The sequence below is a fragment of the Actinoplanes sp. NPDC020271 genome (assembly GCF_044388125.1).
GTDB lineage: Bacteria > Actinomycetota > Actinomycetes > Mycobacteriales > Micromonosporaceae > Actinoplanes.
In genome coordinates, this window is the sequence record NZ_JBIRWQ010000002.1 from 656,853 (window position 1) to 679,168 (window position 22,316).

At 70.7% G+C, this 22,316-nt stretch carries 19 protein-coding genes; 9 read left to right on the top strand and 10 right to left on the bottom strand.

Features of this window, described 5'->3' with window-relative positions:
• Nucleotides 1–105 precede the first annotated feature (105 nt).
• Together ACH442_RS06765 and ACH442_RS06770 are read left to right on the top strand one after the other, a co-directional pair.
• Nucleotides 106–2,016 (top strand): helix-turn-helix domain-containing protein, encoded by a 1,911-nt coding sequence (locus tag ACH442_RS06765; protein ID WP_396336958.1) that lies wholly within the window; start codon nt 106–108, stop codon nt 2,014–2,016.
• Nucleotides 2,017–2,111: 95 nt separating this feature from the next.
• Nucleotides 2,112–3,452, top strand: a complete 1,341-nt coding sequence (locus ACH442_RS06770; RefSeq protein ID WP_396336959.1) for an MFS transporter — start codon at nt 2,112–2,114, stop codon at nt 3,450–3,452.
• A gap of 291 nt (nt 3,453–3,743) precedes the next feature.
• Here the strand turns inward: ACH442_RS06770 and ACH442_RS06775 are convergent, their stop codons facing one another.
• From ACH442_RS06775 to ACH442_RS06790, 4 genes are all read right to left on the bottom strand, one after another.
• Nucleotides 3,744–4,553: a hypothetical protein gene (locus ACH442_RS06775; RefSeq protein ID WP_396336960.1), complete on the bottom strand. Its 810-nt coding sequence runs from the start codon at nt 4,551–4,553 to the stop codon at nt 3,744–3,746.
• A 56-nt stretch (nt 4,554–4,609) separates the two neighbouring features.
• Entirely contained in the window at nt 4,610–6,547 is a 1,938-nt protein-coding gene (locus ACH442_RS06780) for an acyl-CoA dehydrogenase family protein (protein ID WP_396336961.1), read from the bottom strand.
• 251 nt (nt 6,548–6,798) lie between these two features.
• On the bottom strand, nt 6,799–7,719 hold the full coding sequence (locus ACH442_RS06785; RefSeq protein WP_396336962.1) for a hypothetical protein: 921 nt from the start codon (nt 7,717–7,719) through the stop codon (nt 6,799–6,801).
• Nucleotides 7,716–8,483 (bottom strand): TetR/AcrR family transcriptional regulator, encoded by a 768-nt coding sequence (locus ACH442_RS06790; RefSeq protein WP_396336963.1) that lies wholly within the window; start codon nt 8,481–8,483, stop codon nt 7,716–7,718. The genes ACH442_RS06785 and ACH442_RS06790 overlap by 4 nt, the downstream gene beginning before the upstream one ends.
• 114 nt (nt 8,484–8,597) lie before the next feature.
• On the opposite strand from ACH442_RS06790, the gene ACH442_RS06795 reads away from it, so the two are divergent.
• The 4 genes from ACH442_RS06795 to ACH442_RS06810 all read left to right on the top strand — a co-directional run bounded on the left by ACH442_RS06795 (nt 8,598) and on the right by ACH442_RS06810 (nt 12,101).
• On the top strand, nt 8,598–9,830 hold the full coding sequence (locus ACH442_RS06795; protein ID WP_396336964.1) for a saccharopine dehydrogenase family protein: 1,233 nt from the start codon (nt 8,598–8,600) through the stop codon (nt 9,828–9,830).
• A gap of 21 nt (nt 9,831–9,851) precedes the next feature.
• Nucleotides 9,852–11,018 carry a class I SAM-dependent methyltransferase gene (locus ACH442_RS06800; RefSeq protein WP_396336965.1) on the top strand — a complete coding sequence of 389 codons (1,167 nt, stop codon included), beginning with the start codon at nt 9,852–9,854 and terminating at the stop codon, nt 11,016–11,018.
• Nucleotides 11,019–11,126: 108 nt separating this feature from the next.
• Nucleotides 11,127–11,786 (top strand): class I SAM-dependent methyltransferase, encoded by a 660-nt coding sequence (locus tag ACH442_RS06805; RefSeq protein ID WP_396336966.1) that lies wholly within the window; start codon nt 11,127–11,129, stop codon nt 11,784–11,786.
• Between the two features lie 111 nt (nt 11,787–11,897).
• Nucleotides 11,898–12,101 (top strand): cold-shock protein, encoded by a 204-nt coding sequence (locus tag ACH442_RS06810; protein ID WP_396336967.1) that lies wholly within the window; start codon nt 11,898–11,900, stop codon nt 12,099–12,101.
• A 26-nt stretch (nt 12,102–12,127) separates the two neighbouring features.
• On the opposite strand, the gene ACH442_RS06815 is transcribed toward ACH442_RS06810, so the two are convergent.
• The 3 genes from ACH442_RS06815 to ACH442_RS06825 form a co-directional block, all read right to left on the bottom strand.
• Entirely contained in the window at nt 12,128–13,474 is a 1,347-nt protein-coding gene (locus ACH442_RS06815) for an FAD-dependent oxidoreductase (protein WP_396336968.1), read from the bottom strand.
• 196 nt (nt 13,475–13,670) lie between these two features.
• On the bottom strand, nt 13,671–14,120 hold the full coding sequence (locus ACH442_RS06820; protein ID WP_396336969.1) for a response regulator: 450 nt from the start codon (nt 14,118–14,120) through the stop codon (nt 13,671–13,673).
• A 20-nt stretch (nt 14,121–14,140) separates the two neighbouring features.
• Entirely contained in the window at nt 14,141–14,821 is a 681-nt protein-coding gene (locus ACH442_RS06825) for an NUDIX domain-containing protein (protein WP_396336970.1), read from the bottom strand.
• A gap of 57 nt (nt 14,822–14,878) precedes the next feature.
• On the opposite strand from ACH442_RS06825, the gene ACH442_RS06830 reads away from it, so the two are divergent.
• On the top strand, nt 14,879–15,634 hold the full coding sequence (locus ACH442_RS06830) for a DeoR/GlpR family DNA-binding transcription regulator (RefSeq protein WP_396336971.1): 756 nt from the start codon (nt 14,879–14,881) through the stop codon (nt 15,632–15,634).
• Nucleotides 15,635–15,942: 308 nt separating this feature from the next.
• Here ACH442_RS06830 and ACH442_RS06835 read toward each other — a convergent pair whose 3' ends face one another.
• Nucleotides 15,943–17,247, bottom strand: a complete 1,305-nt coding sequence (locus ACH442_RS06835) for a hypothetical protein (protein WP_396336972.1) — start codon at nt 17,245–17,247, stop codon at nt 15,943–15,945.
• 169 nt (nt 17,248–17,416) lie between these two features.
• On the opposite strand from ACH442_RS06835, the gene ACH442_RS06840 reads away from it, so the two are divergent.
• Both ACH442_RS06840 and ACH442_RS06845 read left to right on the top strand, forming a co-directional pair.
• Nucleotides 17,417–18,406: a LacI family DNA-binding transcriptional regulator gene (locus ACH442_RS06840; RefSeq protein WP_396336973.1), complete on the top strand. Its 990-nt coding sequence runs from the start codon at nt 17,417–17,419 to the stop codon at nt 18,404–18,406.
• Between the two features lie 26 nt (nt 18,407–18,432).
• Nucleotides 18,433–19,620: a hypothetical protein gene (locus ACH442_RS06845; protein ID WP_396336974.1), complete on the top strand. Its 1,188-nt coding sequence runs from the start codon at nt 18,433–18,435 to the stop codon at nt 19,618–19,620.
• A gap of 51 nt (nt 19,621–19,671) precedes the next feature.
• Here the strand turns inward: ACH442_RS06845 and ACH442_RS06850 are convergent, their stop codons facing one another.
• Both ACH442_RS06850 and ACH442_RS06855 read right to left on the bottom strand, forming a co-directional pair.
• Nucleotides 19,672–20,550 carry a HEAT repeat domain-containing protein gene (locus tag ACH442_RS06850; RefSeq protein WP_396336975.1) on the bottom strand — a complete coding sequence of 293 codons (879 nt, stop codon included), beginning with the start codon at nt 20,548–20,550 and terminating at the stop codon, nt 19,672–19,674.
• Nucleotides 20,551–20,560: 10 nt separating this feature from the next.
• Nucleotides 20,561–22,207 carry a UxaA family hydrolase gene (locus ACH442_RS06855; RefSeq protein ID WP_396336976.1) on the bottom strand — a complete coding sequence of 549 codons (1,647 nt, stop codon included), beginning with the start codon at nt 22,205–22,207 and terminating at the stop codon, nt 20,561–20,563.
• Between the last annotated feature and the right edge of the window lie 109 nt (nt 22,208–22,316).

Here is a 22,316-nt window from a genome sequence, read left to right on the forward strand (position 1 = left end):
CGTACGCCGGGAATTGTCTTCTGTCGGGAATCCCCGTCCGGGAGGGTCGCGGCATGGCGGTCACCCACATGTGTCCGGCCCCCACCGGCCCGTAGGGTGGCGCACATGTCCCGGGGACTTGCATATCTCGATCTCCTCGCGCGCGAGGCGGCCCTGGTGGAGTTCGAGCGCCCGCTGATCGCGGCCCGGGCCGCCGGTGCGCCCGCCGGCGAGCTGGAGGAGCTGGAGCAGGCGAAACTGCTCGCGTTGAAGACCCGTGCGCTGCTGGAACGCCGGCGCCGCCGCGAGGAGGAGCTGTCCGCGCTCTACGACACCGCGGGGGACCTGGCCGGGTTGCGGGACGTCGACGCGGTGCTGCGGGCGATCGTGCACCGGGCGCGGACCCTGCTGAACGTGGACGTGTCGTACATGACGCTGAACGACGCCGAGCGTGGTGACACCTACATGCGGATCACCGACGGCTCGGTCGCGGCCAGTTTCCAGAAGCTGCGGCTGCCGCCCGGCGCGGGACTGGGCGGGCTGGTGGCGCAGACCGGGACGCCGTACGCGACCGCGAACTACCCGTCCGACGCCCGCTTCGCGCACACCAGCGACATCGATCACGGGGTCGGCGACGAGGGCCTGATCGCGATCCTGGGCGTGCCGATGCGGCTGGGCTCGGCCGTGATCGGCGTGCTCTTCGCCGCGAACCGGGCCGAGCGGCCGTTCGCCCGCGAGGAGGTCGCGCTGCTGTTGTCGCTGGCCGCGCACGCCGCGGTCGCCCTGGACACGGCCCGGCTGCTCACCGAGACGCAGACCGCGCTGGCCGAGTTGTCCGCGGCGAACGCGACCATCCAGGCGCACAGCGCGTCGGTGGAACGCGCCGCCGACGCCCATGACCGGATGACCGCCCTGGTCCTGCGCGGCGGGGGAGTCGACGACGTGGCGGCCGACCTGGTCGACGTGCTGCGCGGCGCGCTGCTGGTGATCGACGCGCACGGCCGTACCCTCGCCACTGCCCGGACCCCGGGAAGTGCCGTGCTGCTGCCGGAGCCGGACGAGACCACCGCCGGTGAGGCGGTCGCGGCCTCGCGCGGGGAGGGCCGCAGTGTCCGCCGCAACGACCTGATCATCGCTGCGGTCGTGGCCGGCGCCGACAACCTCGGTGCGCTGGTCTTCCGCCCGGATACGCCGCTCGGCCCGGCCGACCAGCGGATCCTGGAACGCGCGGCCCAGGTCACCGCGCTGCTGCTGCTCTTCCGGCGGACCGTTGCCGAGGCCGAGGCGCAGGTCCGCGGCGACCTGCTCGACGACCTGATCAGCCGCCCGGTGCGGGACCCGGACGCGGTCCGCGACCGGGCGGCCCGGCTCGGGCTGGACCTCGACGCGCCGTACGTGATCGTCACCGCCGGCGACGGGACCGGTGACGGCCTGCGGCAACGCGCGGTTTCCGGGGCGCGCAGCTTCGCCGCCGGCCGCCGGGGTCTGGCCATGACCCGCGACGGGCGGATCACGCTGCTGCTGCCGGGGGAGGACCCGGCGGGCACCGCCCGTCAGGTCGCGAAGGAGCTCAGCCGCGCGCTGGGTCGGCCGGTCACCGCGGGCGGCGCCGGGCCGGCGCGTGGGCCGGTCGCGGTCGCGCCCGCGTACCGGGAGGCCGACCAGTGCCTCAGCGCGCTGATCACTCTCGGTCGTGCGGGCTCCGGGGCCGGCACCGAGGAACTGGGGTACGTCGGCCTGCTGCTCGGCGAGCGCCGGGACGTGACCGGGTTCGTCCGGAGCGTTCTGGGTCCGCTGATCGACTACGACGCCCGCCGCGGCACCGCGCTGGTCACCACCCTGCAGGTCTACTTCGACCGGGGCGCGGGGCTGGCGAAGGCGGCCGAGGCGCTGCACGTGCACGTCAACACGGTCACGCAGCGGCTGGAGCGGGTCGCCCAGCTGCTCGGCGACGACTGGCAGCACCCGCGCCGGGTTCTCGATCTCCAGTTGGCCCTGCGGCTGAACCGGCTCTCCCTGGGGGCCGGCCCCACATAGCGGGAGTGGGATGTGTGGATCTGATCCATGGGCTTCGTGGCCTGCGCGGACGTAGCGTCCCCGTAACCTACGTCACACCTTTGGAGAGGATGCACATGCCGACCACCGCACGCGCCCCGATCGTCAAGGTCGTCTTCGCTTCCCTGGTCGGTACCGCCGTGGAGTGGTACGACTTCTTCCTTTACGGTTCCGCCGCCGCCCTCGTCTTCGGCACGCTGTTCTTCCCGAAGTCGGATCCGGTCACCGGCACGCTCCTCGCGTTCGGCACCTACGCCCTCGGTTTCGTCGCGCGCCCGCTCGGCGGGGTGGTCTTCGGCCACTTCGGTGACCGGGCCGGCCGCAAGAAGATGCTGATCGTGGCGCTGATGATGATGGGTGCCGCGACGATCGCGATCGGACTTCTTCCCACGTACGCGTCGATCGGCGTCGGCGCCCCGATCCTGCTCCTGATCTGCCGGCTCGCGCAGGGCTTCGCGGTCGGCGGCGAGTGGGGCGGTGCGGTGCTGATGGCCGCCGAGCACGGCGACGACGCGCGCCGCGGTTTCTGGTCGTCGTGGCCGCAGGCCGGCGTCGCGCTCGGCAACCTGCTCGCCACCGGGGTCCTGTGGCTGCTCGCACTTGTCCAGTCCGAGGAGGCGTTCAACTCCTGGGGCTGGCGCATCCCGTTCCTGCTCAGCGCGGTGCTCGTGCTGGTCGGGCTCTGGGTGCGGCTCGCCGTCGAGGAGTCACCGGTCTTCCGGGAGGCGCGGGCCAAGCTGCCGGTCAAGAACCATCAGCCGCTGCTGGAGGTGATCAAGCGCTACCCGCGGGAGATCATCCTGGCGATGGGCATGCGGCTGGCCGAGAACATCGGGTACTACCTGGTCACCGTCATCTCGATCACCTACCTGACGACGTTCGCCGGGACCAGCGCGGACAAGGGCAAGATCCTGACCGCGCTGCTGATCGGCTCGGCCGTGCAGTTCGTCGTCGTGCCGCTGCTCGGGGCGCTGTCGGACCGGATCGGACGGCGGCCGCTCTACCTCGCCGGTGCGATCGGGATCGCCGTGTGGTCGTACGTCTTCTTCGACCTGGTCGGCAGCCGGTCGGAGCCGAAGATCATTCTGGCCGTGCTCGTGGGTCTGATCCTGCATTCCCTGATGTACGCGCCGCAGGCCGCCTTCTTCGCCGAACTGTTCGGCACGTCGGTGCGGTACACCGGCGCGTCCGTCGGCTACCAGCTCGCGTCGATCCTGGCCGGGGCGCTCGCGCCGATCATCGCCCTCAAGCTGCTCGGCGACGTGCACCACCCGAACACCACGGCGGTCGCGATCTACATGACCGTCGCCTCGGTGCTGACCGTCCTCGCGGTGCTCGCGTCGCGGGAGACCGCGCGATCGTCGCTGCGGCACGACCGGGTCCTGTCCGTCGAGGAACCGGCCGAGTCGCGCGTGTGATCCGCCTGAGCCGCCTCCTCGACGCCGCGGCACGTCCCGTGATCGTCGCCGGTCACCTCGTCGCTGCGACTCCCCGACGACACCGTCATGATCGGCCAGCCGATCGGGAACTCGATCGGCTACGCCCTGCCGGCGGGCGCTCGTCGAGGCGGAGCTCGACCGGTACGACGTCCCGCCGCTCCTGCGCGCACTCGCCGAACGCAACGCGACCCTCAAGAAATGAGCCCCCGGTACGCACGGCTCAGCGATCTCACGCTACGAGAATCTGCCGGGGCCACGGTAACGAGTCGCTCACGCTGCCCAATCCGCCGTGGAGTACCGCAGCGTCATCTCGGTCTTGGTGGCCTGTTCCTCCGACGGCGAGACGCCGTGCGCGCTGAGGATCGCCGTGAGCCGGGTCGCGACCTCGGGTGCCTCGCCGACCGGGCAGCGGGTGGACAGTTCGAGAACGGTCGAGTCGTCGGGGAACGCCCACTTCTCGGCGCAGAGCCGGCGGTCGAACCCGGCCGGCTGGAACTTGTACTTGCGGACCTCGACCGGCCCGAAGACGACCAGGTCACCGAGGGACAACCCGTCCGGCCCGCACGCGGCGAGGAGCCGGCGCTGCGGCTGGGCCAGCAGTTTGGCCAGCGGGCGGCCGGAATCCCAGGTGCGGGCGACGACGCCGCGGCCCAGGCGCACCTTCAGCGAGCCGGAGCAGACCCGCTGCCCGGGCATCGCGTCGATCTCCACCTCGAGCGCGTTCTTGCGGCGCAGCCACTTGGGCACGGTGTGCGAGCCCATCGGCCGCAGCTTGACCACCGTGTCGTCGGGCCGGTCGCCGAGGTCACGGACGCGCACGACCAGCCCGTGGCGGTAGAGCGCGAGGCCGGGGGTGTCGAGGAAGAACACCCGGCGGGTCTGGGCCCGCCCGCGTTCGATCTCCAGCGAGCGGCACTGCCGTTCGCTGGAGACCACCTTGAGCTCGACGCGCTCGGCCTGGTCGGCGAGCTTGAGGGTGCGGCCTTCCGGGGGCACCCAGTAACCCCACTTGCCGATGTTCTTGGTGTGAGGACGGTTCCCGGGGCGGGTGCGCGGCAGAGCATGATCTTTGGCTGACACCCCGGACGACTCCCCTGTTCCCCTGTCGGTTAACCCTCGGTTCACCTGGGGTCAGTCTACTGGCCACCTCCTCCAAGATCGGCAGACGATCGGCTCGCATCGCCCTGACCTGAGGGAATACGTCTGCGGACATCGTCGGCGGTGGACGGACCGGCCTGCCAGGGGGCCACCCAGGGGGCATCGGACGACGGATTCACGACACCTTCCTCGAGAAACGCGTACCGCCCGTCGAGGACCCGTTTTGCCGCTTTCACATCGATGCTGTCGGTGTTGTCCCAGAGCGCGGCGAACAGGGCCTCCGCACGGATCCGGGCCTGTCGGCAGAACAGATCGGCCAGCTCCAGCTGCGGCTGCTCGCCCGACGCGTTGGCGCGCACGCAGGCGGCCGACATGGCGAACAGTTCCGCCCCGATGTCGACGATCCGGCCGAGGAAACCCTGCTTGCGCTCCAGCTTTCCCTGCCAGCGCGACATCGCGTAGAACGTCGAGCGGGCCAGTTTGCGGGACGCCCGTTCGACGTACCGCAGATGCGCGGCCAGCGGCCCGAACGAGGCGAACTCGGCCGGGTTCTGCCCCTTGCCGACCGCGAGGGTGGGCAGCCAGCGGGCGTAGAACTTCCCCGCCCGGGCGCCGGCGCGAGCCTTGCGGGCCAGGTCGGCGTCGGGGTCGATGATGTCGCCGGCCACCGACAGGTGCGCGTCGACAGCCTCGCGCGCGATCAGCAGGTGCATGATCTCGGTCGAGCCCTCGAAGATCCGGTTGATCCGCATGTCGCGCAGGATCTGCTCGGCCTCGGCGGTGCGCTCGCCACGCGCCCGCAGCGACTCGTTCGTCTCGTAGCCGCGGCCGCCCCGGATCTGGACCAGCTCGTCGGCGATCCGCCAGCCCATCTCGCTGGCGAAAAGTTTCACCAGCGCGGCCTCGATCCGGATGTCGTTGCGCGCGTCGTCGGCGATCAGGCAGCAGAGGTCGAGCATCGATTCCATCGCGTACGTCGTGGCCGCGATGAAGGAGATCTTCTCCGCGACCGCCTCGTGGCTGCCGACCGGCCGCCCCCACTGCACGCGGTCGGCCGACCATTCCCGGGCGATCGTCAACGCCCGCTTGCCGGCCCCCACACACATCGCCGGCAGCGACAACCGCCCGGTGTTCAGCGTGGTCAGCGCGATGCGCAGGCCCTTGCCGAGCCCGCCGATCACGTTGCCCTCCGGCACGAACACGTCGTGGAACCGGGTGAGGCTGTTCTCCAGGCCGCGCAGCCCGAGGAACGCGTTGCGCCGCTCGACCGTGATCCCCGGCGAGTCGGCCTCGACCACGAACGCGGTGATCCCCTTCCCCGGCACGCGCGCCATCACCACCAGCAGCGTCGCGAGCGTCCCGTTGGTCGCCCAGAGCTTCACGCCGTTGAGGCGGAAACCTCCGTCGACGGGCTCGGCGACGGTGCCCAGGCGCGCCGGGTCCGACCCGACGTCCGGCTCGGTCAGCAGGAACGCCGAAACCTCACCCCCGGCCAGACGAGGCAGAAATTCTTGCTTCTGTACGGCGGAGCCGAACAGTTTCAACGGCTGGGGCACGCCGATCGACTGGTGCGCGGAGAGCAGCGCGGCCGTCGAGGCGCTGACCGAACCGATCAGCGTGAGGGCCTTGCAGTAGTGGAGGTTGGACAGGCCGAGACCGCCGAACTCCTTGTCGATCTTCATGCCGAACGCGCCGAGCCTCGCCAGCTCGTGGAACGCCTCGTCGGGGATGCGGGCGTCGCGCTCTATCCGCTCGCCGTCGAGCCCGTCACGGACGTACGCGCCAAGTCTTTGAAGGAAGTCGTCGGCCTCGGGGCTCTGCGGTGGCCGGGGCCACGGATCGATCAGGTCGAGGCGGAACCTGCCGAGGAAGAGCTCCTTGCCGAAGCTCGGTTTTCGCCACTCGGACTCGCGGGCGGCCTCGGCCACCTGGCGGGCCTGCTTCTCGGAGACGTCTTTCCCGTGCGTGGTGGTCATCGACTCACACCCTCCGCCGTCGGAAGTGCCTGGGCGCCACGCTACGCCGCAGTGTTACCGGTTGGTAGCCCTGCGCGATGATCGACAGTCGTCAGGGCGGGCGGACGGGCCCGGATCGGGAGGTGCTCGCTGGGACATCGGTGGGCGCGACGGTACGTGTTCATCAGCGTCGCCGCCGGCGTCGACATCGACCTGATCCGGCTCACGGCCGGCGCCCTCCGCGCGGGGCGCGGCGCAGGCGGCCGGGCGCGTCACCGGTGCGGGCCGGGCCGGCGGATCCGCGTCGGGAAGGCGTACCACCGGATCGCGACCTCGCGCGTGCCCGAAGCGGGCCCGGATCGCAGCAGGCAGTACCGGGCGATCAGGTCCTGGTAGTCCTGGACGAAGCCGGCCAGTTCCGCCGCGCTCAGGTGGGTGACCGCTCGCTCGCCGTGGCCCCACCGGCCGAACTCCGCGTGATGGTCGACGGCCCAGGCCAGCAGGTCCAGTTCGGCTCGGTGCTTGGCGTCGAGGAATTGCCGCACCTGCTCGCGTTCGTGGTCGTCACCGGCGGAGTCCAGCGAGGGCAGCCGCAAGTTCTGATGAGCGGGCAACGCCCAGAGGCCGCCCCGCTGCCGCCGCACCAGGCTCAAGTGCGCCGCCTCGCGCAGCCGCGGCTCCATCGTCGCCTCGTCGGCGCCGATCGCCCGGGCCAGGGTCCGGGAGTCGGCCGGCCCGCCGTGGTCGAGCGCGGCCATCGTGCGCTCGAACCAGGGTTCGGAGCGTACCCGCAGGTGGCGCGGGGTGAGTGGGGTGCTGCGCAGGCCGCCGCTGATCAGGCGGCGGGCCCAGGCCAGCAGCAGTACGCCGAACGGGACCTCGACGAGCAGGGCGAGCACCACGCTGACGGCCAGATCGGGCGAGGCCCAGTCGAGCGAGATGTCGAACCAGGCGTCGCTGAACAGCAGCGCGGCGGTCGCGGCCAGCAACGGGACCGCCGCCCGGCGCCGGCGTAGCCCGAGCACGAGGCCCAGGGCCAGGCAGCCGGCCAGGGCGAGGTCGAACCCCACCCACGTCAGTCGCCACTGGCCGGTGGCGTGCTGGTCGGGCAACGTGCCGGCGAGGTACAGGGTCCACGGCAGCAGCAGCACCGCGGACGCTCCGAGGATCGCGAGCAGGATTCGGCGCGTCACATCGCGACAGTAGGTGCCGCACCGGGCCGGGCGGATCGGGAACTTCCCTGATCCGTCCCGGAGATCGGCGCCGACAGGCGGGCGGCGACGGCGTCGAGGAGCAGGTCCAGCGAGGAGGGGTAGGCGCTGTTGACCATCTCGGTGGCCAGCAGCGGCGCGGCGGCTGCGATGTTCGGGTGGGTGGTCGCCGGCAGGTGGCCGTAGGTGGAGCGCCATACCTCGTCCTCGGCGCGCAGCGCCGCGTTGGGCAGCGCCAGCGACGCCGCGTCGAGGGCGGCGAAGGCCAGGGTCTGGTCGATGAACGCGTGGTAGACCCGGACCGCTTCGCCGACCGGCAGCCCCGCGGTCCGCAGGACGCCCAGCACCGCTTCGTCGGCGGCGAGTTCGTTGGCGCGGCCGGTGACCCGGCTGGTGGTGAGCACCGCCGCTTGGGGGTGCGCCACGTACGCCGCGTGGATGCGCATCCCGAGCCGTCGAAGGTCCTCCCGCCACGCGCCGGTCGGCCGCCACCCGTCGAGCGCCTGCCCGATCAGGGTGTCCCCGATCGCGAGGGTCAGGTCGTCCATGCCCCGGAAGTATCGATAGAGGGTGCTGGCGTCGCAGTCCAGTGCCAGGCCCAGCCGGCGGGCGCTCAGTCCGGTGCTGCCGTGCTCCCTGAGCAGGCGTAAGGCCGTGTCGATGATCAGCTGTTCGGACAGCACGATGCCACTGCGGGTGGGCCGTCTCCGGCGGCGTCTTTCCTCGCTGACCACTGCCTTCGGCACGGCGTACCCCTCATCTCTTATGCCAACACAGTTGACCTTACGCCGCCCGGGACAGTTTGATCTGTGCGGGGCCCCTGATGATTTTGATGCGAAAGGCAAGGAAAGGAGCAGGTCATGCGTGTCCTGCTGGTGGGTGCGGGCGGCGTCGGCACGGCGATCACCCGGATCGCGGCGCGGCGGCCGTACTTCGACGAGATGGTGGTGGCCGACTACGACCCGGGCCGGGCGCAAGCCGCGGTGGCATCGGCCGGTGACCCCCGCTTCCGGGCCGAGCGGGTGGACGCCTCGGATCCGGCCGCGGTGGTCGCGCTGCTCGGCCGGACCGGCTGTGACGTGCTGCTGAACGCGACCGACCCGCGCTTCGTGACGTCGCTGTTCGAGGCGGCGCAGGAGGCCGGGGTGACCTACCTGGACATGGCGATGTCACTGTCCCGGCCACACCCCGACGCGCCGTACTCGAAGACGGGGGTGAAGCTCGGTGACGCGCAGTTCGCCGAGCAGACCGTGTGGGAGCGCAAGGGCGCGCTGGCCCTGGTGGGCATGGGCGTGGAGCCGGGGCTGTCGGACGTGTTCGCCCGCTTCGCGGCCGACGAGCTGTTCGACGAGATCGACGAGATCGGCGTACGCGACGGGGGGAATCTGACCGTCGACGGTTATGACTTCGCGCCGTCGTTCAACATCTGGACCACCATCGAGGAGTGTCTGAATCCACCGGTGGTGTGGGAGGCCGATCGGGGCTGGTTCACCACCGCACCGTTCAGCGAGCCGGAGGTGTTCGACTTCCCGGAGGGCATCGGCCCGGTCCAGTGCGTGAACGTGGAGCACGAGGAGGTGCTGCTGATCCCGCGCTGGGTCGGCGCCCGCCGCGTGACGTTCAAGTACGGGCTGGGGGAGGACTTCATCCGCACCCTGCGGACGCTGCACCAGATCGGGCTGGACTCCACCGACGGCGTGATCGTGCCCGGCCCGAACGGCCCGGTGACCGTCTCCCCGCGGGACGTGGTCGCGGCCAGCCTGCCCGACCCGGCCCAGCTGGGGGAGCGGATGCGCGGCAAGACCTGCGCCGGCACGTGGGTGCGCGGGACGAAGGACGGCGCGCCGCGCGAGGTCTACCTCTATCACGTGGTCGACAACGAGTGGTCGATGAAGGAGTACGGCAGTCAGGCCGTCGTCTGGCAGACCGCGATCAACCCGGTCGTCGCGCTGGAACTCCTCGCCACGGGGGTGTGGACCGGTGCCGGCGTGCTCGGCCCGGAGGCGTTCCCGCCGCGGCCGTTCCTGGACCTGCTCACCGAGTACGGATCGCCGTGGGCGATGCGCGAGCAGAACGCATTGATCGCCGCTTGATCCTGGTGGCAGGATCGCGGTATGAGGCGGCGTTCCCTGGCCGACGTCTTCAGCCGGCGTTACGACGAGTTCTTCCGTGACCGCACCCCGATTCCCTTCGAGATCCTGACCCGCGACGGCGCCACCCTCTCGTACGGCGTCAGCGAGTTCACTCCGTCCAGATTCTGCTTCGTGGTCCGTGACGACGCGGGCCACGACGCACTGGCGTCTCTCGATCAGTTGCAGGTCGCCGTGGCGTACCTGCGTGGGCATCTCGACGTCGAGGGTGACCTCGGCGCCGCACTCAACATGCGCAGGTTCTTCTCCGACATCCACCCGGTCGCGTTCGCCGGGCGGTGGGCGCCGTCGCTGTGGCGGGGCAAGACCGACCACGACCGGCGCGCCATCTCGCAGCACTACGACGAGGAGTCCGAGTTCTTCCTCACGTTCCTCGACGAGCGGCACCGCTGCTACACGCAGGGCGTCTTCGCCGGGGACGACGAACCGCTCGAGGACGCGGTCACCCGCAAGCTCGACATCGCCCTCGACGACATCGGGGTGAAGCCGGGTGACCGGGTGCTCGAGGTCGGCGGCGGCTGGGGCGCGTTCTCGGAGTACGCGGCCCGGCGCGGCATCGACGTCACCACGGTCACGCTGGCGGTGGAGTCGGAGAAGTTCCTCAACGACCTGTTCACCCGTGAGAAGCTGCCGGTCACCGTGGTCCGGGAACACATTCTGAGGTACGAGTCGGAGCAGCGCTTCGACGCGATCGTCAACATGGGTGTCACCGAGCACCTGCCGGACTACGCGGCGACCCTGAAGACGTACGCGCGACTGCTAAAGCCGGGCGGGCGTGTCTATCTGGACGCGCTCGCGATGCGGCGCAAGCACACCGCGTCGACGTTCTTCAAGGAGTACGTGTACCCCGGCCGCTCGGCCCCACTGCTGCTCCACCAGTACCTGCACCAGGTCGCGCGCTCCCCGTTCGACCTGCTCAGCGTGCAGGACGACCGGCACAACTACTACCTGACGTGCCGCGAGTGGGCGAAACGCCTGGACGCCCGGCGCGAGGAGATCGTGGCCCGGTGGGGCGAGGAGCTCTACCGTCGCTTCCGGATCTTCCTGTGGGGTTCGGCGTCCGGTTTCGACACGCGCCTGGTCCAGGCGTACCGGTGGACGTTGCAGTACAACCCGGCGCAGACGGCCTGAGCCCGATCCGGGCCGGTTCGTACCCGTACGTGTCGTCTGTGACGACCTCGCCGGGTGCGGCCCGGCCCGGTCGCGTACTGTCGGGTCCAGCCATGACAGGAGCGTGCCATGCCGGGGCTGTCCCGATTTCTCACCACCAGCCCCGAGGACTACGACGGGCTGCGCCTGGTGCGCCTGCCGTTCGTGCCCGAGGTGCGCCTGCATCTCGCCGACGACGCGATCGTGCTGGAGGCCCGGCTGGAGATCCAGTCCGGCATGACGTTCCACCCGTTCTGGGCGAACGCGTGGGCCGGCGGTCAGGCGCTCGCCCGGTACGTCCTGGACCGCCCCGAGCTGGTGACCGGCCGCCGGGTGCTCGACGTGGCGTGCGGCGGCGGGGTGGCGGCGATCGCGGCGGCCCGGGCCGGGGCGGCGCACGTGACCGCCAACGACATCGACCCGTACGCGTGTGCCGCCGCCGCCCTGAACGCGGGCGTCAACGCCGTGACCCTGGACCTGGTCGAGGGCGACCTGCTCGACGGTGACGGCGGTGACGCCGAGGTGGTCCTGGTCGGGGACGCCTACTACGACAGTGGCCTGGCGGCGCGGATGACGGTCTTCCTGCGGCGGGTGTCGGCCCGCGGCGCGACGGTCCTGGTCGGCGATCCGGGCCGGGGTCACGTGCCGGAGAACTGGCTGCACCTGCTGCGTACGTACCGGATCAGCGGCCTCGGCGCGGCTCAGGACGCCGGAATCACCGAGGTTTCGGTACTCGGTTCCGTTCGCTGAGTGCGCGTCGTGCTACCGTAACGACGACACACGCGCCTGACGGGTATCTCAAACCGACAGGCGTTTTTGCTTTTCGACCGGTGTTCTCATAACACCGAACAAGGAGTGGTCATGGCGACCGGCACCGTCAAGTGGTTCAACAACGACAAGGGCTTCGGCTTCATCACCCAGGACGACGGCGGCCCGGACGTGTTCGCGCACTTCTCCGCCATCGCCAGCTCGGGCTTCCGCAGCCTGGAGGAGAACCAGCGGGTGGAGTTCCAGGTCACCCAGGGCCAGAAGGGCCTTCAGGCGGAGAACATCCGCCCGCTGTGACGTGACAGCGGGCGGATGTCCCGCTGTCAGCTGTTGGCGATCGAGGTCATCTCGTCTCGCGGGACGACCTTGATCCGCTTACGCCCCTGGGCCTCGCCGAGCGCGATCTCGTGCGCGTCCAGCTTCTGCCAGCCCTGCCATGTGGTGTAAGGCAGGCCGCGCTGCTCCAGGTAGGCGATGACCTCGGCCGGGTCGTGCTGCGGCGCCTGCTGCAGCTTGTCCAGGTCGTCCAGCAGGCTGGAGACGGTCTCGCCGGAGCAGCCCTTGGTGTGGCCGATCAGGCCGACCGGGCCACGCTTGATCCAGCCGGCCACGTACATGCCGGGGATCGGTTCGCCGTCCAGGTCCAGGACCCGACCGGCCGCGTGCGGGATCGTGCCGGTCTTGGTGTCGAACGGCAGATCCGGCAGCGCGCTGCTCAGGTAACCGACCGCGCGGTAGACGGCCTGCACGTTCCAGTCGGTGAACTCGCCGGTGCCGCGGACCCAGCCGTCACCGGTCAGCTCCTGTGTCTCGGTGCGCAGGCCGACGACCTTGCCGTCCTCGCCGAGCACCTCGACCGGGGCCTGCAGGAAGTACAGGTGCAGGCGGCGCGGGCGGTCCCGCGGGTCCCGCACGGCCCAGTTCTGCAGGATGTCGACGCACATCTTGATGTGCCGGGTCTGGCGCATCGCCTCGAGGCTGGCCTCGTCGAACTCGATGCCCTCGGGGTGGACGATCACCTCGACGTTCGGCGAGTGGTCGAGCTCGCGCAGCTCCTGCGGGGTGAACTTGACCTGCCCCGGGCCGCGGCGGGAGAACATGTGCACGTCGGTCACCGGGCTGTTCTTCAACGCCTGGTAGACGTTGTCCGGGATCTCGGTGACCAGCAGCTCGTCGGCGGTCTTGGCCAGGATCCGGGCCACGTCGATGGCGACGTTGCCGGCGCCGATGACGGCGACCTCCTTGGCCTCCAGGGGCCAGTCGCGCGGCACGTCCGGGTGGCCGTTGAACCAGGACGCGAAGTCCGCGCCACCGAAGCTGCCCTGCAGGTCGATGCCGGGGATGTCCAGCGACCGGTCCTTCTCGGCGCCGGTCGCGATGATCGTCGCGTCGTAGAAGCGGCTCAGCTCCTCCGGCTTGACGTCCACGCCGTAGGCCACGTTGCCGATGAACCGGATCCGCGGGTTGTCCAGCACGCGGAAGAGCGCGTTGATGATCTCCTTGATCCGCGGGTGGTCCGGGGCCACGCCGTAGCGGATCAGCCCGTACGGGGTGGGCAGTTTGTCGAGGATGTCGACGGTGACGTCCGGGTTGGCCTTGATGAGGTGGTCGGCCGCGTAGATGCCGGCCGGGCCGGCTCCGATGACGGCAACCCTCAGGGGGCGGTCCATGGTCGCGATCCCTCACTCACTCGTATCTGCGAATCCGGCTCAGCCAAGATCGACGTCCGGGCGAAGAGGAACTGTAAAACTTCAACCTAGGTTCAGATCAAGTTTCGTCCTGCCGGTCGGGATCGCCCCGTACGGACGTTTTCGCAGGTAGAAGTGGTTGTAAGGCTCGCCTAACCTCTACGGAGCGTGAGGTGTTTCACGATTCTGCGTCCCCCGGAAGGACGGCGGTCTCGTTGTAGAACCTCTTGATCTTGAGAACGGCGGCCTCGAACCCGTCGAGATCCATGGGCTTGGTGACGAACGCGTTCGCGTGCCGCGTGTAGCTCGCGGTGATGTCGGGAAGCGCGGTCGACGTGGTCAGCACCACCACCGGGATGCTCTTGAGCTGGTCGTCGCTCTTCACCTCGGCGAGCACCTCGTGCCCGCTCATCCGCGGCATGTTCAGGTCCAGCAGGATGAGATCGGGCCGCGTCGCGTCCGGGTAGGCCCCGCGGCGCCGCAGGTAGTCGATCGCCTCGCTGCCGTCGGCGACACGGTGGATCGCCGGTGGCGGCGAGGCGGCCAGCAGCGCTTCCTCGATCATCAGGGTGTCGGCGTCATCGTCGTCGACGATCAGGACATCCAGGACGCGCTCGGTCTTTGCCATCGCGCAAATATATGGCACTCCTACCGAGCCGCTGGGGCGGCCTGCCGGAACGGGCCGCGCAACGCCGCCCACTGCAGCAACATGATGGTCTTGGCGTCCGCGATCTCGCCGGTCTCGATCTGTTTCACCGCGTGCGCGAACGGCAACTCGACCGCGGCGATGTCCTCGCCGTCGTCGGGCAGCCCGCCGCCCGGCCCGACCCGCGACGCAGCGGTGTAGGGCGCCGCAAAGCAGTGAACTCTTTCGGTCACCGAGCCCGGGCTGGTCCACACCGCGAACACCGGCTCCAGCTCGCCGATCACCACGCCCAGCTCCTCGCTCGCCTCCCGCCGGATCGCGGCCGCCGGGTCGTCGCCGTCGAGCAGCCCGGCCGCGGTCTCCACCAGCATGCCGTCCGGGTGGCCGTTCACATACACCGGATAGCGGAACTGCCGCGTGAGCAGCACCGTCTCGCGCTCCACGTCGTAGAGCAGCACCGTCGCGCCGTCCCCGCGGTCATACGTCTCCCGCTGCTCGCGGCTGACCGTGCCGTCGCTGCGCCGGAAGTCATACGTCGTCCGCCGCAGCACGTGCCACGCCGCGGCCAGCAGCTCGACGTCGAGAACGGTCACGTCCGGGTTGCCGGTCAGGTCACGGCCGGCCTGGTCGAGGCCGGTGCGGCCGCGCGCGTCGGGGATGTCGATGCCGGGTCGAGAAGTCATGGCGCTAACCTAGCCCCAGAAACGCGCAACAGTCGACAACAATGAGGAGTAACACGGATGCTGGCGGCGGAGCGTCGTGACGTGCTGTTGTCCCGGCTGCGCACGGACGGCAAGGTGATCGCGAAGGACCTCGCTCTCGCGCTCGGCGTCACCGACGACATGATCCGCCGTGACCTGCGCGAACTTGCCGCCGCCGGGCTCTGCCAGCGCGTCTACGGCGGCGCGCTGCCGGTCTCCCCGGCCGTCGCCGACTACGCCACGCGGACCACGCTCGCCGTCTCCAGCAAGGAACGCGTCGCCCGAGCCGCCGCTGCACTGATCCGACCCGGTCACACGGTCCTGCTCGACGGCGGCACGACAGCACTCGCGGTCGCATCCGCACTCCCACCCGACCTGACCGCCACGATCGTCACGCACAGTCCCACCGTCGCCGCGGCGCTGGTGACCCATCCGTCGGTCGACGTCTATGTCCTGGGTGGTCGCTTGTTCAAGCACTCGGCCGTGACCTGCGGCGCCGCGACCGCCGAAGCCGCCCGGACCATCACCGCCGACCTCTTCCTGCTCGGCGTCACCGGGGTTCACGAGCAGGCCGGCCTCACCACGGGTGACGCCGACGAGGCCGCCATGAAACGCACCCTCGCGTCCCGCGCCGCCGAGACGTATGTCCTGGCCAGCGCCGAGAAGGTCGGCACCGCCTCACCGTTCACGGTCCTGCCCCCGGCCGCCGTCACCGCCGTCGTCACCGACGCCGACCCGGCCCACCCGACGGTGCAGGCCCTCCGCCGAGCCCAGGTGACGATCATCCGAGCCTAGAACCTTCAGGTCCTGTCTCCGCTGTGGTCCGAGTCGTCGCTCCCGCGGGGACCCTTCCGGGCCGAGCAGGGCGCGGGGCGCCCAGAGCGCTCGGCCCTACAGGGCGGCCTCCGTGGCGGGGCACGGTCAGGGCAGCAGACCCGCACTCGGGCCGGAGCCCGCTGCCGAGTCCCGCCCGACGGAGCCCGCAAGGCCGCCGAGACCAGCCGCGACCCCGGGTGAGGGCGGGCGTCGTCGCCGGTCGGGTGCGCGTCGGGGCCGGCCGCGGCTCGCGGGTGCGGGCGTGGCCGGCCGTGTGGACGGGATGGTCAGCAGTTGCGCAGGCAGCGCCGGTAGAGATGCTGGCCACCGCCGCCCGGACCGACGCCGAGGTCGGTCGCGGTGGATCGGAACACGACGCGACTGCCGTTGGCGGAGGCGACCGTGCCGGAGCTGTCGCCGTTACTGGTCGTGCCGGCCGGTGTCACGCTGATCGCGGTCGTCCGGCCGGTGTTCAGGTCCCGCAGGAACACATCACGAGCCGGCCCGTTGACGTCGCCGGCGACGAGATCCGTGGCTATCGAGGTGAACACCACATGGCGCCCGTCGCCGGAGATCTCGGACTCGGAGCTGATGTCGTTACCGGCACCTGTACCGCTCTGGTTGAAGCTCACCAGCGTGGTGGTGTCGGTGATCAGGTCACGGACGTAGACGTCGACCGTGCCGTTGGTGTCGGCCGGCACATACGGGTCGCCGGTGACCAAGCCCACGCGGGTGCCGTCCCGGCTGATGCTGGGAATGGCCGCGCCTCCGCCGGCCGGGACGTCGGCGCGGACCGTGACCCGGGACGCCAGGTCGTGGACGAAGATGCCACTGTTCGTCGCGCCGTCGCCGATCCAGTCGCCGAGGCCCCTGAACACGACCCGCTTACCGTTGCCCGAGATGGCGGCATTGAGCACCTCCAGGTTGGTGCCCCCGTTGGCCTGCCGGCTGGCCCTTGTGGTCCGGCCGGTCTGGCGGTCGTGGACGAACGCCGTCGAACTGTTGATCGGCAACCCCTCGTCGTCGGTGCCGGCGGGCGGGCCGGTCACGAACGTGACGTAGCGGCCGTTGTCGGAGATCGTGGGGGTGACGCTGGTTGCCGGGATCTGCCGGTCGCCGGCGAAGACGCTGACCCGGGTGGTCACCCCGGTCTGCCGGTCGCGCACGAACACGTCGAGCCGGTTGTTGGTGTCGCCGGTGACCAGATTGGGCGCCAGGGAGCTGAAGGCGACGTACCGGCCGTTGCCGGAGATCGCCACCTGGGTGTCGGCCGCCCCGAGCCCCGGCTGTCCGTTCGGGGCGCCGCTGACGAGGGTGGTCGTGCCGCCGACCGTGTCGCGGACGAAGACGTCGGTGACGTTGTTGACGTCACCCGGCACCAAATTGCTCGCGTTCGAGGCGAAGGCGACATAGCGCCCGTCGGCCGAGATGTCGGCGAAGAAGGCTGCGGCGTTGGCCGGTGTTCCGTCGGAGGCGACGTCGACCTGAATGGTGGAGCCCGAACCCGCCGCGGCGGCGGGCGCAGACGTGAGTAGTAGCGTGGCGGCCCCCGCGGCGGCCACAAAGGCGCATGTGCTCAGCGAGGTATGCATGGCCGCGACGCTAACCATTCACCAACATCGACTTTGCAGGTCAGATGACGTCTGGCACGTATTGGCGAGGTCCCGCGCCAGTTCCCTCACGACCACCCGGCGTGGCATCAGGACGGGTGGAGCGGGACGCGCGGCACGGGCTCGAGCGGTGGGGTGCGGGGTGGTCGTTATGCTGGCGCGAGCCGAGGACGGGGGCCGATACGTGGTGCGCACGACCGTGCAGGACGTCGCGCGGGAGGCGGGCGTCTCGGTGTCGACGGTGTCGCGGGCGCTGACCGGGGGCAGCGTGAGCGCCGCCACGCGGGAGACCGTGCTGGAGGCGGCCACCCGGCTGGGCTATCGGGTGAACCGGGCTGCCCGGGGGCTGATCACCGGCCGTACGGGAAATCTGGGGTTGATCGTCCCTGATCTTCGGAATCCGTTCTTCGCGGACGTGGCCAAAGGGGTGAGCGCACGAGCCCGGGCCGTGGACTGCGGCGTGTTCATCACCGACACCGACGAGGACCCGGTCGCCGAGCTGGAGGCGATCGCGACGCTGGGGCGGAACACGGACGGGTTGTTGCTGTGCTCGCCGCGGGCGTCGGACGCGGAGATCCTCGCCGCGGCGGATCCGGCGACGACCGTCCTGCTGCATCGGCAGGTGCCCGGGATGTCGTCGGTGGTCGCCGACATCGCGGACGGCATTCGCCAGGCGGTGGGGCATTTGCGGGCTCTGGGGCACGGGCAGATCGCGTACGTCTCCGGGCCCGAGGGTTCCTGGGCGACGCGGCAGCGCGTCGAAGCGCTGGAGAGCCTGTCGATTCTGCCGCTCGGGGCGGTGGCGCCGACGTTCGAGGGCGGGCTGCTCGCCGGTGACCTGGTGCTGGCGAGCCCGGCGACGGCGGTGATCGCCTACAACGACCTGGTCGCGCTCGGTCTGCTGCACCGGCTCGCGGCCCGGGGCGCGCCGGTGCCGGGGCAGGTCAGCGTGGTCGGGTTCGACGACGTCAGCCTGGCCGGAATGAGCCATCCGCCGCTGACCAGCGTCGCCGTGCCGAAGGATCGGGCCGGGGTGGTGGGGCTGGACCTGCTGCTCGGGCGGACCGGGGCGGGCGGCGGCGAGACGGTGCTGCCGACGAGCCTGGTGGTCCGGGCGTCGTCCGGCGTGGCCCCCACTTGATCTTTCATAGCGGCTAGCATCGCCCGGTGCGACATCGACGGGTACTTCTGGGCGGCGTGTTGAGCCTGCTCATGGTGGGTGCGTGTTCGGCCGGGGACAAGGCGGGCGAGCCCGTCGACGTCGTCGCCGGGCCCACCTCGTCGGGCCCGCTTCCGGCCGAGTCGGTGGCGCCGTCCACGGCACCGCCGGTCTCCGCGTCGCCGGCGCCCAGCGCGACGAGGACGCTCGACGAAACGTTCCTCCCGAAGCCCGGCAACCCGACCGGCAAGGCGACGATCCCGAGCGCGGCCAAGCCGGTGAACACCGGCAAACCGGACCGTACGGTCGGCACCGGCACCCCGGCGAGCTGTACCTCCGCCGCGGTGGTGAAAGCGGTCGCGGCCGGCGGGATCATCACGTTCGACTGCGGCCCGGCCCCGGTCACCATCACGATGACCGCCACCGCCAAGGTGAAGAACGCGCACACCACGCTGGTCCTCGACGGCGGGAACAAGGTCACGCTCAGCGGCGGCGGCAAACGCCGGATCCTCTACATGAACACGTGTGACCAGGCGCAGGGCTGGACCACCGCGCACTGCCAGGACCAGGACACCCCCCGGATGACGATCCAGAACCTCGCGTTCACCGGCGGCAACAGCACCGGCGACGCCACCGAGGGTGGTGGCGGGGGCGCGATCTTCGTGCGCGGCGGTCACCTGAAGGTCATCAACTCACGCTTCACCGACAACAAATGCGATCGTACGGGCCCCGACCTGGGTGGCGCCGCGATCCGCGCCCTGGAGCAGGGCGGGGACACGCCGGTCTACATCGTCGGCAGCACGTTCACCGGCGGGGTCTGCTCGAACGGGTCCGCGCTGAGCAGTATCGGCGTCTCGTGGACGGTACTGAACAGCTACTTCTCGGGGAACTCGGCGGTCGGCAAGGGGGCGAACCCGGCCCGTTCCGGCACTCCGGGCGGCGGCAGCGGCGGCGCGATCTACAACGACGGCGACAAGATGACGCTGACCCTGGACGGCACCGTGATCGAGAACAACAAAGCGGTCGAGGGCGGTGGCGCGATCTTCTTCGTCAGCAACGACCGGACCGGGACCGTGGTGATCCGCAACTCGAAGCTGCGCAGGAACCCGAGCGCCGGGTTCGAGACGACCGGGCTGCCGGGCATCTTCTACCTGGGCGCGGGTAACCCGAAGGTCACCCGCTCGAGCCTGTCCTGAGGCTCGCCGGGGCGGATCACCCCGGCGCCGCGTGATCCACCCCGACGGGCTCTAACCGTTGCCGGCGCCGCGCAGAGTCTCCCGGACCAGCCAGTCGGTGTCGTCGGCGACCGCGTTCAGCGCGTCGAGAGGCTCGCCGAGCTCGCGGATCCCGCGTACGGCGTTCGCCCGCGTCGCCGGGTCGGGGTCGGCGATCAGCTCCCGCAGCGCCGCCGCGGCTGTCGCCGTGCGGTCCGAGCCCTTGGCCGCGCGCCCGATCGCCCCGCCCATCGCCGAGCGCGCCTGCCGCGCCAAGCCTGGCTCGTCGAGCCTGGTCACCAGGTGGTCGACCACGGTCGGCGGCCCGCCCCAGCCGAGAATGATCACGGCCTCGCGCTGCACCCAGCCGTCCGGGTCGTGCAGTGCCGCGACCAGGATCTGATAGACCTCCGGGTCGTCCGTCACGGCCGGCAGCGAACCGATGGCGGTGTGCCTGACCCACCGGTCGGGGTCGGTGAGTGCGGCTCGCAGCAGCGGCAGGTCGGACCGCTCCGGGACGAAGCCGATCGCCTGCAGCGCGGCCCGCCGGACGATGGGGTCAGAATCGGTCAACCGGGGCAGGATGACGGCCCGTGCACTCGCCGGATCGGCCGTTGCCGCCTGGTGGAGGGCCTGGTTCATGGTGTCCAGGTCGCCAAGGCCCTCGCGCCGGATCGCGTCCGCGTGGACGTCAAGAAGCAGCGGAAACGACGCCGCCCCGTCCAGACCGGCCACGACCAGGGCCATCAGGTCACGACCGTGGCCGTTGCGTGCGGCGACGTACTCTTCGAGCGCCTCCCGGGCCGGCTCGACCGCCGAGCGGTCACCGCTCGCGACCAGCTCCCGGACCAGGTCGTAGTAGTCCAGGTCCAGATTGCCGTCGGCGGCCTCACGGATGTCGGCGAACGTCATCACGGCATTATCAGGTGACCGCGCCCAGCTGCCAGGGCACGAACTCGTCCCGGCCCAGATCCAGGTCCTCGCTCGCGGTGACCTTCCCGGAGGCCACGGCCAGGATCGTCTCGAAGATCTCCGTGCCGACCGCGCCGATCGTGGTCGATCCGGTGACGATGCCGCCCGCGTCGAGGTCCATGTCCTCCCGCATCCGCTCGAAGATCTCCGTGTTCGTGGCGATCTTGATGACCGGGGCCGGTTTGCCGCCGAGGACCGAACCGCGGCCGGTGGTGAAGCAGACGACCGTCGCCCCGCCCGCGACCAGGCCCGTCACCGACACCGGGTCGTAGCCGGGCGTGTCCATGAACGCGAACCCGGGCTCGGTGATCCGCTCGGCGTACTCGTAGACCGCGGCGAGCGGTGCCGCCCCGCCCTTCGCGACCGCCCCCAGGGACTTCTCCAGGATCGTGGTCAGCCCGCCGGCCTTGTTCCCCGGGGACGGATTGTTGTCCAGGGTGCCGCCGCCGGCCTCGACGTACTCGTGCCACCACGCGATCCGGTCGAGCAGCCGCTGCCCGACGTCGCGGCTGACCGCGCGCCGGGTGAGCAGGTGCTCCGCGCCGAACACCTCGGGTGTCTCGGCCAGCACGGAGCTCCCGCCCTGCGCGACGAGCAGGTCGGAGGCGTGACCGAGGGCCGGGTTCGCGGTGATCCCCGAGTAGCCGTCGGAACCGCCGCAGTTCAGCCCGAGGACCAGTGCGGAGGCGGGAACCGTCTCGCGGCGGCGCTCGTTCAGCCGCTCCAGCATGGCGCGGACCACGGTCGTGCCGGCGCGGACCGTCGCGCGGATCCCGCCGGTGTCCTGGATGGTCAGCCGTTCGATCAGCGTGTCGGCGGGCGCGCCGAGATCGGCGAGCAGCGTCTCGACGCCCAGCATCTCGCAGCCGAGACCGAGAACGATCAGGCCACCGATGTTCGGGTGGGTCGCGTACCCCCGCAGGGTCCGCCGCAGGATCCGGCCGCCCTCGCTGGCCGGGACCATCCCGCAGCCGGAGTCGTGGGCGAGCGCGACCACGCCGTCCACCTGCGGATACATCTCCATGATCGGTCCGCGGAACTGGTCGGCGATCATCCGGGCGGTCGAGGCGGAACAGTTGACGCTCGTGACGATCCCGACGAAGTTGCGCGTGCCGACCCGGCCGTCCGCGCGCCGGAACCCCTCGAACGTCCTGGTCGTGGCCGCCCGCGGGATCGTCACCACGCCCGTCCCGAACTCGTAGTCGTGCTCGACCGCATCCATCCCGAGGTTGTGCGCGTGCACATGCTCGCCGGCCCCGATCGCGGTGGTGGCACGGCCGATGACCTGCCCGTACTTGTGGATCTGCGCCCCCGTGGCCAGATCCCGCAGCGCGATCTTGTGCCCGCGAGGTATCGCCGCCGCGACCGTCAGCTCCCCGCCGTCGTGCCGCAGCACCCGCCCCGGCGCCAGCTCCTCGGTCGCCACAGCCACGTCATCCCCGTCCCGCAGCAGCAAAGCCACGTCCCGCAGGAACGCCCCGCCCTGCGGCAACGCCCCGTCCTGCGGCAACGCCCCGTCCTGCGGCAAGGCCGGCTCCCGCGGCGAGGGCACTTCCTGTGGCAGCGCCACGTCCCGCAGCTCGGCGTGATCCGGCATGAGGCCCTCCGATGCGGTCCGCTGGAATTTCGTGGAAACGTTTCCATCGACATCCTGACACGCCGATCAAACCCCTGGAAACCCCCACCCTTCCCCCGTACGTCATGAG